We start from the raw sequence: 13138 nt of genomic DNA, 5'->3' as shown, positions 1-13138 counted from the left end.
CGCTGTTATTAAAACCCTAACATATTAACGACAGGAACAGCGTTTTATTGAGGCGGTTTAAGCGCTTTTTTATACCTTTAAGACCGGATGGCCGCTGAGAGTGAGTCGACTGCCTGAATTATTATGCGTCAGCGTCGCCTGAGCGCCCAGCGGCAGGGTAACGGTCTGCTGCTCATGGCCAAAATCCAGTCCCGTAATCACCGGAATGTCCAGCCGCGAACGGATGAAATCAACCATCGTCTCAAGGGAGTAGCCTGCATCATAGTCATTCGGTGCCGATCCGCTAAAGCTGCCGAGCACGATGGCGGACTGTCGCCCGAGAATGCCCGCATGGTAAAGCTGGAGCAGCATGCGCTCGACGCGGAACGGGTGCTCGTTGATATCTTCCAGCACCAGGATGCCATCCTCAATCTGGGGCAGCCACGGCGTGCCAATCAGCGACACCAGCATCGCCAGGTTTCCACCCCAGAGCTGGCCCTCACATTCCCAGTGCGGCCCATTTCCCTGCCACTCAACGCTGTAGGTCGAATTTTGCAGCGCGCGCCAGAAATGTTCCTGGGTGAACGCATCCAGCTCCGGCGCGCCGAAGTTACCGGCCAGCATCGGGCCGCTGAAGGTAATGACGTTGTGCAGTGCCAGCAGGCCGAGCTGGATCGCCGTGAAATCGCTGTGTCCACATATCAGCAGAGGATCCTGCTGCTGGCGTTTTGCCAGGCCTTGCCAGTCGATACTCTCCAGCAATCGGCTCGCGCCATACCCGCCGCGCACCGCAAGCACAATCTGGTTAGCGCCCTTCAGGTTCACCAGGTTGTTGATATCATTCAGTCTCTGCGCCTCCGTTCCGGCAAAACGCTGCAGGCGGCGGGGGATAATAGTCTGATTTTCTACCCGATGACCAGATTCCAGTAAGCGCTGAACGCCCCGCTGTGCCGCGTCCTGGTTGATGCAGTAACCCGACGGCGCGATGAGATGAAACTGAGACATGGCAATTCCTTGCTGAATGAGAAACTAATTGTCTATATCATGCCGCTTATACGCCGCCTGCTTCAAGAGGCGGCGCACTGCGATGACCGGCTATAAGGATAGATGACGTGAAATTGAGATGGTTTGCTTTTTTGATTGTGTTGCTTGCTGGCTGTAGTTCAAAACATGATTATCAAAATCCGCCCTGGAACCCGGAAGTGCCGGTGAAACGGGCCATGCAGTGGATGCCGATCAGCGAACAAGCCGGGAAGGCCTGGGGCGTGAGCCCGCGACTGGTCACGGCGATCATTGCCGTGGAATCCGGCGGCAACCCAGCGCTCGTCAGTAAATCCAACGCGGTGGGGCTGATGCAGCTTAAAGCATCAACGGCAGGCAAAGAGGTCTACCGCTATATGGGCTGGCGCGGTCAACCGTCGACCAGCGAGCTGAAAAACCCGGAACGCAACATCTCGATGGGAACAGCTTACCTGAGCATTCTGGAACACGGCGTGCTGAAGGGTATTGAAGATCCTGAAGTGATGCAGTACGCGCTGGTGGTCTCTTACGTGAACGGTGCCGGTGCGCTGCTCAGAACCTTCTCGTCCGACCGTAAAGAGGCGATTGAAGAGATAAACGACATGGACAAAGACGAGTTCTTTGAACATGTAGTGAAGAACCACCCGTCACCGCAGGCACCTCGGTATATCTGGAAAGTACAGAAAGCGATGGACGCCATGTAACGCCGTTGTCGGGCGGCCTCGCTGCCCGACGCCCCTCACAAGACTTTATTGGCCCGTTCCCGCGCCTCTCGCTCCAGAGAGAAGATGATGCGCTGAAGCTCGCGCTCTGCACCCGGCCCCACGTTGAGAAAGCGAAAGCTCAGACGGGGCGTGGAAATGGTCTCGTTCTTGCTGTCCACCACTTTACGCTCGCTGATGGCAATCAGCTGCGCATCGAAATAAAACCGTCCCCAGCCGCCCATATCCAGCTCAATCTGCGTGAATCGCATGCCTTCAACCAGCCCGTCAGGTTTTGGTGTATCCATCAGCGCGCCCATGCCGCCCAACGACAGGTCAAAAAGGCGGAAGCGGATCTCTTTTTTATCCGGCATTTTTGCCCGACAAAAATAAGCAGGTTGGAGCGGGGCGCTGATGCGGAAATATTCCCGACGCTGGACAAACCAGAGGTTATCAGGCAGCGGCGTGGTAAAAGCAGGCAGCCCCAGATATTCGCTCAGCTCCAGTCGCGGCAGAATAAATTCCACCTTTGCGCCGTGGGTTTCAGCCATCACCGCGATTTTTTCCGCCCGCTGTGCGGCGCGGTTCTCATGCTCCTGGCTGCCCAGGTCGACGATCAGACGGTCGGACGACACGTCCAGGATCTTGCTGATAAACTGATTGTTTGACCAACGCATGCGTAGCGGCACTTCACCTTTTTGCAGGTCGCGTAATACCCCTAATACAGCCAGCGGATTTTGTTTCAGGAACTGCTCACTGTAATTACTCACGCCAGATTGCTCCTTGATATTTGACAGACTGTCTCTGCGTTATCGGCAATCTGAAATGAAACTTAATACAAACCGGTGATTTTTTTTACTGGCCGCCGTAATTTAAGTCGGTGAGATAAAAATCATTTTCGGGCGATGACCTATACTTAAGTCACCAGCGCGGAAGGTTTTCCGTGCATGCGTTAAACCTGCAAGAGGGCATCGCTATGGGTATCATCGCCTGGATTATCTTTGGTCTTATTGCCGGCGCTATCGCCAAATTGATCATGCCGGGAAATGATGGTGGCGGCTTTATTCTGACCTGTGTACTCGGTGTGGTCGGGGCGGTTGTCGGCGGCTGGCTGGCAACGATGTTTGGCTTTGGCGGCAGCATCAGCGGTTTCGATCTCCACAGTTTCCTGGTCGCGGTGGTCGGCGCGATCGTTGTACTGGGCATATTCCGGTTACTCCGACGGGCATAACATGTTCACAAGCGGCTCTCACCTGAGGGCCGTTTTTTTTATTCGCGTATTGATTTGCTAATCGAAATGATAATAATTGTCGTTCCTAGTATTATCTATAACAAAGACGACAATTATGAATACCTCACGTTTTGCGTTATGTGCGTTGGCAGGAGCCGTGGCGCTGGCATTGCAGGCACAGGCTTTCGCCGAAGAATCGACTATCGTAGTTACGGGCGCAGAGCAGGGCAGCGCGCTTCCTTCATGGACGAACAGTGCGACCAAATCGGCGGTGGCAGAAAGTAAAACGCCGCAGGTGATCAATACCCTTTCTGAGCAGGAGATAGAAAAGCGTCACGCGAACTCCGTGAATGAAATCCTGCGCTATGCCCCGGGCGTCTCGACCGAGGTGAGGGGCAGTACCTCGTACATGAGCGAATACAAAATCCGCGGGTTTACCGTTGACCAGGAATTCTATAACGGTCTGCAGCTGCCGTATAACGTCACCGGTAACACCAAAGCGCGCATCGATCCGCTGCTGATTGAGAGCGTTGATATTCTGAAAGGTCCCTCTTCAGTGCTGTACGGTGGCGGCTCGCCGGGGGGGCTGGTGAATATTCAAAGTAAGAAGCCGCAAAAAGCCTCCCGTACCGAGGTGGGTTTTAACACCGGCACCCGTAACCTGAAAGAGGGCTACCTCGATTCAACCGGGCAAATCGCTGACAGCGACTGGAACTACCGTCTGCTGGGGAAAGCGACGGAAAATGACGACCAGCCGCACACCACGCGCTACGAAAACTACCTCGTGGCACCGTCAGTGACCTGGCAGCCGGACAGCAAAACGCGCCTCACCATTGATGCGCTGGCGCAAAATACGCCTAGCCTGTCGCCGTCCGACCCGCTGCCGCTCGCCTATCTGCGCTCAAGCTACGCCGATCGCCGGGACTATGCCGGGGACGAGTGGAGTGGATTCAAACAGCGACAGTGGATGCTGGGCTACAGCTTTGAGCATGAGTTTGATAGCGGCTGGGGCTTTAATCAGAAAGCGCGCTACTTCGACGTGGATACCCATCAGCGCAGCGTCTATTCAACCGGGCCAGGGAGCGAGGTCTATCAACTCAATCGCTTTGCTTACACCACGGATGAAGATCTTCAGAGCTTCAACATCGACAACCAGGTCACCAAAACGGTTGCGCTGGGGGAATGGAAACATCATCTGCTGGCCGGGTTTGACTATCAGAAGCTGAACTCGCACTTCCACTACCGATACGCCTCCTCAACACCGGGTATTGATATGCGCAATCCTGACCACGCGCAAATCGATGAAGGCGCGCTGGGGCTGTATACCGCCCAGAAAAACCGTCTGAGCTATCAGCAGAACGGCTATTACCTGCAGGATCAGGTGGAGTTCGGCGGATTAAATCTGCTGGGCAGCCTGCGCTATGACGATTACCGCTCCGTGACCACGAATTACCTGCAAAACGGCGACAAAGCGTATGTTTCTCAGGATCGGGTCACCAAACGTCTGGGCGCGCTTTACGCCTTCGACAACGGGATTTCGCCGTTCATCAGCTATTCCGAAGGCTTTGCGCCGGTATCCCCACAGGGGACGCTTGTCGCCAAAGACGTCAAGCCAACCACCAGCAAGCAGGTTGAGGGTGGGGTGAAATACCTGCTGGCGGACTACGCCACCACCTTTACCGCATCGGTGTTTAACATTCGCCAGAAAAATGTCGTCACCTCCGATCCCGGCTTCCTCAACTACCGTCAGACCGGGGAAGTGGAATCCAAAGGGGCTGAGCTGTCGGCGGTCAGCCGTCCGACGGATAACCTGACGCTGATTGCGAACTACGCTTACACCCACGTCATCAATACGGAAGATGATAAATACCAGGGCAAGCGTCCAACCCAGGTGCCGGAGAATGCCTTTAACCTGTGGGGCGACTACACCTTCGACAGTACGCCGCTGAAAGGGTTGATGCTGGGGGCTGGCGCGCGCTATACCGGGCCGATGGAAATTTCACCGAGTAACGATGCGGGCAAACTTGGGGGCACCACGCAGTACGATCTGGCGGCCTCTTACCGCATGGGCGAAGTCCTGCCGTCTCTGGAAGGGCTGACGGTTAAAGCCAGCGCGCAGAACATCACCAATAAAGAGGCGCTGACCTGTTACGACGCAACCAACTGCTGGATTGGACGTGACCGGACGTTCCAGCTAGGGGCGAGTTACAGCTTCTGATGAGCTTTACCCCTCTGCCGGTGGGCTGAGGGTTCCCCACAAAATAATGGCTGCATGGATGACTCCCTCTCCCTTGAGGGAGAGGGCTGGGGTGAGGGGGGGCCGGGTAAGGCGTAGCCGCCACCCGGCAATACCCTTACTGCGCCGCGCTTTTCGCTGGCGCGGCGTCATCATTCGCCGCAGGCTGATTCTCCGGTACGCTGTCGCAGGGTTTCTCTTTCGGACAAACCAGGTCCAGCATCTTGAGCGTCACGCCGTTGCTCCAGCCAAATCCATCCTGCAACGGATATTCACCGCCGCCCCCGCCGGTGCCGGTAGACGAGACATCATACTTCTCCACCAGCTTCTTCTCGCGGTCGTAGGTGTGTTGAACGTTTTTCAGGAAGCGCCAGGTCACGTCCATCGCCACTTTTTCCTGGCCATAGTTCTGCAATCCTTCCGCTGCGACCCACTGCAGCGGTGCCCAGCCGTTTGGCGCATCCCACTGCTGGCCGCTGTTGATAGTGGTGGTCGTAATGCCGCCCGGCTTCAGCAGGCGTGAAGCGGTAGCTGCAGCCACTTTATCCGCGCGGTCCTGTGCCGCAGCCTTCACGTAAAGCGGGAACAGGGCGGCGGCGGTAAGCTGATTACGCACCTTTTTACTCTTAAGATCGTAATCCGCGTACCAGCCCTCTTTTTCATTCCACAGATGGCTCTCAATAGCTTTTTGCCGCGAGGCGGCCAGTGCTTCATATTTGCTCGCACCAGCGGAATCGCCATCCTCCTGGCTTGCCCGTGCCAGCAGCGTCTCCATCTTGAACATCAGGGCGTTCAGGTCCACTGGCACAATGCTGGTGGTGCGGATGGTGCCAAGCTTTTGCGGATCGTCCATCCAGCGGGAGCTAAAGTCCCACCCTGACGCGGCTGCCGAGCGCAGATCGCGGTAAATTTCCGTCGCCGGGCGGTTAGGGTTGTTTTTAGCGGTGTTTACATCATCGAGCCAGGATTCAGGACGCGGGGTATCGCGGTCATCCCAGTAGCGGTTAAGGATTGTCCCGTCATCCAGTTTCACCACGCGTTTGTTGGCCTGGCCCGGCTGCAGGCCATCGACGCCCACCATCCAGTAGGCATATTCTTTTTCCATCTGCGGACGGTATTTTTTCAACGCATCTTTATCATGCGTCGCCAGCAGTTCGACCATCAGGGAGAAGAACGGTGGCTGCGAACGGCTCAGGTAATAGCTGCGGTTGCCGTTAGGGATGTGGCCGAAGGTGTCAATTTCATAGGCGAAGTTGTCCACCATATCGCTGATTTTATCCCAGTGGCCGCTTTCGGCCAGGCCCAGCATGGTGAAATAGCTGTCCCAGTAATACACCTCGCGGAAACGTCCCCCGGGCACGACGTAGGATTTCGGCAAGGGCAGGAGTGAATCCCATTTACTGCTGGCTTTGTCCGTTGTGCGGGTCAGCACAGGCCACAGCCCATCAATGTGCTCACGAAGGCTTTGTCCGGCGGGGGGAACGTATTTTTCGCCTTCACCCGGAAGCGTGAAATTCACGTCAACGAAATGGCGTAAATCAAAGCCCGACTGCTTACGCTGCATGCGATAGTCGGCGAGGATGGTCAGCGGATCGCTTTTGGGGACCGCATCGGCAAAGGTTTTTTGATCGGGAAACAGTTTGGCACTCTGCACATCGCTGAAGAGGGGGCCGAGCAAAATATCGGGCGGGTTCGTTTGGCCAGATGCCATCTCTTCAGCGCTGGCCGCGGCGGTAACCGAGAGCAACGCACTGCCCAGAACAAGAGGTAAGAGGCGAGGGCGCAGCTTTTGAGGTGTTATCATAGGGTCTTCTCCTTATTTCGCTGAGCAGCGGTCACGCTGTCATCAATCTTCAGAAAACAGTAGACGAATATTCCGCGCTTCGCGTGTCGAACGTCGCATTTTGTACAAATCAAGACGATTTACCGTTGTGTTTAATGCCCTGCTGGTGTGGTGAAATATTGATATTGTGAATATTCAACGGTGCTGGGAAATTAATTGCGGCCCGTGACGCAGAATTTGCGTGGCGAATTTTCTGTTTTAATTACCACGATCACATAAAGCAAAAAACATAAGCTCCTGGTGAAAAAACATAATAGATAGCATTGATGCTCTCAGGCGACATTATCGCTACAGCAGAAACCGGTTTCATCAATAAGGAGTGAATCAATGTCAGTCGCGGAAAAAATACCGGTCAAAGAGAAAATAGGCTATAGCCTGGGAGATGCAGCAAGTCATATTGTATTTGACTCATCGGTTGCCATTCTGGCGTATTACTATACCGATATTTATGGCTTACCGCCGGCCATAATGGGCACCATGTTTCTTCTGGTGCGTTTATTAGATGCGATTACCGACCCGGTGATGGGGGCGATAGCCGATGCAACGTCGACGCGCTGGGGGCGCTTCCGTCCCTGGCTGCTGGCGATATGCGTTCCCTTTGCGGTCAGCTGCGTCCTGGTCTATTCCATTCCGAATTTTACCGAAACCGGAAAAATTTATTATGCCGTCGGGGCATATATATTTATGACCCTGATGTATACCGCCATAAATATTCCATATTGCTCTCTGGGCGCTGCGCTAACGTCAGATCCGCGTGAAAATCTCTCCTTGCAGTCCTGGCGCTTTGCCATCACGCCGATTGGCGGGGCGCTCGGCACGGCCCTTATTTTGCCCCTGGCGGATTACCTCTTCCCGGGCGACAGGGCGACCGGCATACAGGTGGCGATGGCGCTCTTTGGCGCGATCGGCTGTCTGATGTTCATCGTCTGTTTTGCCACCACAAAAGAGCGCGTGCAGCCCATCAAAGAGGAGAATCTCAACATCGCCCGTGACGTTAAAATTCTCTTCCGTAACGATCAGTGGCGCATTCTCTCTATCTATAACTTCATGATGCTGGTAGCGGTGGTGATCCGCGGCGGCGCGGTGGTCTATTACGTGAATACCGTGCTCAATAAAGGGGCTGACGTCATCTCGTACTTTATGCTGGGCGGGATGCTGGCCTCTATGTTTGGCTCCGTACTGGCTCAGCCGTTCGGTACCCGTTTTTGCAAGGTCAAACTCTCATTCTGGATCAATATTCTGAATGCGGCATTAGGCGTGGCCTGCTTCTGGCTGCCGCTGGAGTTCTGGGCCATTCCGTTGATTGCCCATGTCCTGATTCAGATTGTCCAGGGCGGCAATGGCGCGCTGCAGTGGTCCATGATTACCGACGCAAATAATTATGGTGAATGGAAAACCCAGCGCCGTATTACAGGTATGAATGTTGCGGCCAATATATTTGTGATTAAATTTGGTGTTGCGGTCGGCGGTGCCATTCTGGGTTGGGTTCTCGCCGGGTTTAATTACGAGTCAAACAGTACCGTACAATCGGCATCCGCCGTTCAGGGCGTCATTCTTCTGTTCACGCTGATCCCGTCACTGTTTTATTTACTCACCGCGTTCTCGATTAAGTTTTATAAATTAAACGAAAACGTCATGAATGGCGTAGTGAATGATTTAAATAAAGGCGAATTCGCTAATTCTTAATGGTTGATGTAGTAAGCCGATAATTCATATGAATTATCGGTGAGGTTCTTTGTGTCCGTCAGGAAATAATGATTAACTCACGAGGATGGAGTCGATGAAAGTAAAAACCCTTGCACTCATTGTCAGTGCGTTTTGTACTACCGGAGCAATGGCAGCAAAAGATACCCAACGTCTGGAAGATAAACTGGCGCAACTGGAGGCGCGCCTCGAAAAGGCGGAAACACGTGCGGCAAAGGCGGAAGCGCAAATTCAGGATCTCAAGCAACAGCAGCAAACCGTGGCGGCCACAAATCCGGTTGTGGTTGAATCCACGGAGCCTTCCACAGCGAAAACGGCACCCAAACTGACGTTATCCGGCTACGGGGATATTAAGTTCTACGGCGACGTTGAATTCAATATGGACGCGGCCAGCAAGAGCGGCAGTTTAACCTCCATGAAAACGTCAGCCAATAAAGACTGGGCGCCCGGCAGCCATGAACGCTGGGATATTAACGGTCGCCTGCTGCTGGGATTCGATGGATATAAGCGGATGGAGAACGGCAATTTCGCCGGTTTTTCGGTGCAGCCGCTGGCTGACCTGACGGGTAAAATGAACCTGGATGATGCGGTGTTCTTCTTCGGGACGGAAAACGACTGGAAGGTGAAAGTCGGTCGCTTTGAAGCCTACGACATGTTCCCGCTGAATCAGGACACCTTCGTCGAATATTCCGGCAACACGGCCAACGATCTGTATAGCGATGGCTACGGCTACATCTACATGATGAAAGAGGGGCGCGGTCGTAGCGACAGCGGCGGTAACTTCCTCATGAGTAAAACCCTGGGTAACTGGTATGTTGAGGTTAACACCCTGCTGGAAGATGGCAGCTCGCTGTTTGTTGACCAGCAGTATCACGGCGTAGACCTGGATAACGATAAAAACGTTGCCTACGTCCGTCCGGTCATTGCCTGGCAGGATGGCAACTTCTCGACGGCCATCGCGATGGAGAGCAACCTCGTCAACAACGCCTATGGCTACCGCGACGCATCAGGACAATGGATAGACCAATCTGACCGTACGGGCTATGGCTTCACCATGACCTGGAACGGGCAAAAAACGGATCCGGACGACGGCATTGTGGCGAACCTGAACACCGCCTACATGGATGCCACCGATGAGAAAGACTTCACCGCGGGTGTGAATGCCTTATGGCGTAATGTTGAACTGGGCTATATCTATGCACATAATCAGATCGACAATTTCAACACTGCAAACTTCGACGCTGACTGCGACGGCGACTGCTGGGTGACCGATCCCGGTGACTATGATATTCACACCATTCATGCTTCATACCTGTTCCCAAACGTGATGAAGATGAAGAATTTCAATATTTACCTGGGCGCGTATGCCTCATGGGTGGAAGCGCATCCGAATGACGGCGACGACCGAAATGACGATCGTTACGGCGGACGCGTGCGCTTCAAATATTACTTCTGATGCCAGACGCCGGTCAGACCTCGTCAAGGGTCTGGCTGGCTTCCCGCAGCGTGCCCGGCGCCTGGCCGATAATGCGCTTAAAGGCGCGGCTAAACGCCGCCAGCGACCCATACCCCAGACGCAGGGCGACCGTTTCGATGGGCTGATTTTCATGACGAATATACTGAATTGCCAGCCGCATTCGCAGTTCGCTGAGATATTTGGCTGGGGTCGTGCCCGTCGCGGCCAGAAAGCGCTCGGCAAACACGGAGCGGGAGGTGCCCGCTTCTTTGGCCAGATCCGCCACGCTCCAGTTCAGGCCGGGCTGCTGGTGCATGGCGTATATCGCTCTGCTGAGGCGGGGATCGCGAAGCACCTGCACCCAGCCCGTTGCTTTGCCGCATCCGGCTTCGACCCAGCCCCGCACGATTAAGGCCGCAACGACGTCTGCAAGACGCGCCAGGATACCCGCAAAGCCCACCTGACGGGTCATGGATTCTCGCTCCATGGCCGCCAGCAACGGGTGGATCTCGGGCCAGGTGGACATCAGCCTGCTCACCATCATCACTTCCGGCATGGCCTTGATCAGCGGCTGCATCCCGCCCAGTTCAAAATCCATGCAGCCGCTAAAGATAATCGTGTTCTCGCCGTCCGGGCAGGGCTCACAGGCAATCGCGCAGACCGAGCTGCAGATAGGCTCGCTTGGGAAGGCATTCACCGGGGTAAGAGGAGCCTGCGCGTCGGATAGCAGGGCATGGGAATTGCCGTTTGGGATGATGAGCGCGTCGCCACCGCTCAGCTCGAACGTTGCGCCACTCTCCATACGCAGCAGCGCGTTGCCGTGGCTGACAAAATGAAACTGCGCCTTACCGGGCGCCTGATGGAACGCCACACCAAATGGCGCGCTGGCTTCAATTCGCCGATATTTCACCCCAGAAAGGCGCATGCCGCGTAAAAGCTCGCTGATCAAATCGGGTGACTGAACGGTCATCGCACAACTCCGGACGAATAATCAATAAGTGGAGATTATATGTCATAGATCGTCCATGGGGAACACTCTATGCTTTTGCGATATTAGTCACATTTTGATAACGGGAGATCAACAGATGAGTTCATGTGTCGCGGCGAGCGAGGCGATAGCGCCTGCAAAACCCGCCTGGCGAGCGGTCTATTCACTGGGGCTGGGCGTATTTGGTTTGATCACGGCGGAGTTTCTGCCCGCCAGTTTGCTCACGCCAATGGCTGCCAGTCTCGGCGTAACCGAAGGGATGGCCGGGCAGGCCGTCACGGCAACGGCGCTGGTGGCGCTGGTCACCGGTTTGCTGATTACGCCAGCCACCAAAAGTATCGACCGCCGCTGGGTGTTGATGTTCTTTTCGGTGCTGCAAATCATCTCCAGCCTGCTGGTGGCCTTTGCGCCAACCCTGCACGTTTTGCTGATGGGGCGCTTGCTGCTGGGCGTTGCTATCGGGGGATTCTGGGCGATGTCGACCGCTACGGCGATGCGGCTGGTACCTGCCGATAAGGTGCCGAAAGCGCTGGCGGTGATTTTCTCCAGCGTGTCCATTGCAACGGTTGTCGCGGCGCCGCTGGGAAGTTATCTGGGCAGCCTGATTGGCTGGCGTAACGTCTTTGTTCTCTGCATAGTGCCGAGCGTGGCGGCTCTGCTGTGGCAGGTCTGGGTCCTGCCGTCGATGAAGCCGGAGAGCAGCGGCAGCCTGGGAACCCTGTTCCGGGTGCTGCGTCGTCCGGGGATGATCGGCGGGATGCTGGCAACCATTCTGATCTTCAGCGGCCATTTTGCTTTCTTTACCTATCTGCGCCCGTTCCTGGAGACCGTCGGTCAGGCAAGCGTAGAGACGATTTCACTGATCCTGCTTGGCTTTGGTATCGCTAACTTTGTCGGCACCTCCATTGCCGGACATCTGCTGGCACGAAATCTGCGCCTGACGCTGGCGCTGGTGCCGTTCGCCATGGGCGTACTGGCGCTGATGATGGTCGCATTTGGTCATCTGGCGATGCTGGACGGTTTACTGGTTGCGCTTTGGGGCTTTGCCTTTGGCCTGGTACCGGTGGGCTGGTCAACCTGGCTGGCAACCACCGTCCCTGATGAAGCCGAAAGTGCAGGCGGTTTGCTGGTGGCCTCTATTCAGCTGGCGATAAGCGCAGGCGCGGCGGGTGGCGGGGCGGTATTCGACCTCAACGGTGCCAGCGGCGTGTTTGCGGGCAGCGGTTTCCTGCTGGTTACGGCAATGGTGATTGTATTTATGGGTGTGAACGTAAAAGCGGATTAAGTGCTTTCCCTCTCCTGCGGGAGAGGGACCTAACGGGTGTCTATTGTTCTACGCTACCGCTCTTTCATTCCAGGTGTCTTTAAACATGATGTTCCCGTCGCAATATTTCCACTCAATCGATTCATAGCGGAGTTCGACTTCTTCCATATGAGCACTCGCGATACCTAGCGGGTGCAATAAAGGTGAGATCCTTGTTATCTTGACGTTTTCCAGAATGATGTTGAAGTATTCACGCTCGATCCCGGCGTCATTAATTTTATACATTTTAATTAATGCTGATTTGAACGTTTTACCTGTGCATACTGCACGGAAAAGATAGGGTGTGATGCGGTCTATTTCTTTTTCAAAAGTAATGGGGACATGAAGCCGCGTTCCCGTCAGTTTTCCCGTGTTGGAACAGGTAGGGATCCAGACAGAGTGGTTAAATGACTTGAGTTCGGTAGAACCCAATCTTGTAGGCATTAAACACTCGCCTAAAACGGGCGCATTATTTTCATCAGTAAGCCAAATGTGTGCTGGTGTAGACATATTTGTTATTTCCCTGTGTAAAAAAAAGCGATTGAAAAAACGACGAGTGCAATTACCCCAATGATTCGAATTGCTATGATATCATCATCAATAACAGATACTGTAATGATTGATAAAAGAAGAAAAATTATGACTACTCCGCAAGCGCGTAAATCTCTTAGTACATC

The 13138-nt window shown here is 54.5% G+C and carries 11 protein-coding genes; 6 read left to right on the top strand and 5 right to left on the bottom strand.

All coding sequences use genetic code 11. The features are described 5' to 3' along the window. Nucleotides 1-69: 69 nt before the first annotated feature. Nucleotides 70-984 (bottom strand): muramoyltetrapeptide carboxypeptidase, encoded by a 915-nt coding sequence (gene ldcA / locus ACOQH0_RS13295; protein WP_421510555.1) that lies wholly within the window; start codon nucleotides 982-984, stop codon nucleotides 70-72. Between the two features lie 107 nt (nucleotides 985-1091). Between ldcA and emtA the strand changes: the two genes are divergently transcribed. After that, the gene (gene emtA / locus ACOQH0_RS13290) at nucleotides 1092-1703 is read left to right on the top strand and encodes a membrane-bound lytic murein transglycosylase EmtA (RefSeq protein ID WP_420984625.1); all 612 of its coding nucleotides are present in this window, start codon (nucleotides 1092-1094) and stop codon (nucleotides 1701-1703) included. Between the two features lie 35 nt (nucleotides 1704-1738). Here emtA and ycgR read toward each other — a convergent pair whose 3' ends face one another. After that, nucleotides 1739-2470 (bottom strand): flagellar brake protein YcgR, encoded by a 732-nt coding sequence (gene ycgR / locus ACOQH0_RS13285; protein WP_420984626.1) that lies wholly within the window; start codon nucleotides 2468-2470, stop codon nucleotides 1739-1741. Nucleotides 2471-2676: 206 nt separating this feature from the next. Here ycgR and ACOQH0_RS13280 point away from each other — a divergent pair, with 206 nt between their 5' ends. Together ACOQH0_RS13280 and ACOQH0_RS13275 are read left to right on the top strand one after the other, a co-directional pair. Next, a complete protein-coding gene (locus tag ACOQH0_RS13280; protein WP_010432765.1) occupies nucleotides 2677-2931 on the top strand; it encodes a GlsB/YeaQ/YmgE family stress response membrane protein in 255 nt (84 codons plus the stop codon). Nucleotides 2932-3046: 115 nt separating this feature from the next. Continuing rightward, nucleotides 3047-5149 (top strand): TonB-dependent siderophore receptor, encoded by a 2103-nt coding sequence (locus ACOQH0_RS13275; RefSeq protein ID WP_421510554.1) that lies wholly within the window; start codon nucleotides 3047-3049, stop codon nucleotides 5147-5149. Nucleotides 5150-5285: 136 nt separating this feature from the next. Here ACOQH0_RS13275 and ACOQH0_RS13270 read toward each other — a convergent pair whose 3' ends face one another. Beyond that, complete coding sequence (locus ACOQH0_RS13270) at nucleotides 5286-6971, bottom strand: alpha,alpha-trehalase (RefSeq protein ID WP_421510553.1); 1686 nt, start codon at nucleotides 6969-6971, stop codon at nucleotides 5286-5288. Nucleotides 6972-7337: 366 nt separating this feature from the next. Between ACOQH0_RS13270 and ACOQH0_RS13265 the strand changes: the two genes are divergently transcribed. Together ACOQH0_RS13265 and ACOQH0_RS13260 are read left to right on the top strand one after the other, a co-directional pair. After that, nucleotides 7338-8696: a glycoside-pentoside-hexuronide (GPH):cation symporter gene (locus tag ACOQH0_RS13265; RefSeq protein ID WP_421510552.1), complete on the top strand. Its 1359-nt coding sequence runs from the start codon at nucleotides 7338-7340 to the stop codon at nucleotides 8694-8696. Between the two features lie 94 nt (nucleotides 8697-8790). Beyond that, nucleotides 8791-10170: a carbohydrate porin gene (locus ACOQH0_RS13260; RefSeq protein ID WP_421510551.1), complete on the top strand. Its 1380-nt coding sequence runs from the start codon at nucleotides 8791-8793 to the stop codon at nucleotides 10168-10170. 13 nt (nucleotides 10171-10183) lie between these two features. Here the strand turns inward: ACOQH0_RS13260 and ACOQH0_RS13255 are convergent, their stop codons facing one another. Beyond that, nucleotides 10184-11140 carry an AraC family transcriptional regulator gene (locus ACOQH0_RS13255; protein ID WP_421510550.1) on the bottom strand — a complete coding sequence of 319 codons (957 nt, stop codon included), beginning with the start codon at nucleotides 11138-11140 and terminating at the stop codon, nucleotides 10184-10186. A gap of 115 nt (nucleotides 11141-11255) precedes the next feature. Between ACOQH0_RS13255 and ACOQH0_RS13250 the strand changes: the two genes are divergently transcribed. Continuing rightward, complete coding sequence (locus ACOQH0_RS13250) at nucleotides 11256-12443, top strand: MFS transporter (RefSeq protein WP_421510548.1); 1188 nt, start codon at nucleotides 11256-11258, stop codon at nucleotides 12441-12443. A gap of 48 nt (nucleotides 12444-12491) precedes the next feature. On the opposite strand, the gene ACOQH0_RS13245 is transcribed toward ACOQH0_RS13250, so the two are convergent. Beyond that, nucleotides 12492-12971: an Hcp family type VI secretion system effector gene (locus tag ACOQH0_RS13245; protein ID WP_218400947.1), complete on the bottom strand. Its 480-nt coding sequence runs from the start codon at nucleotides 12969-12971 to the stop codon at nucleotides 12492-12494. Nucleotides 12972-13138 lie beyond the last annotated feature (167 nt).

Origin of the sequence: Enterobacter sp. JS8-1, assembly GCF_049187015.1 — a bacterium.
GTDB lineage: Bacteria > Pseudomonadota > Gammaproteobacteria > Enterobacterales > Enterobacteriaceae > Enterobacter > Enterobacter mori.
This window is presented reverse-complemented; position numbering and strand designations above follow the sequence as displayed.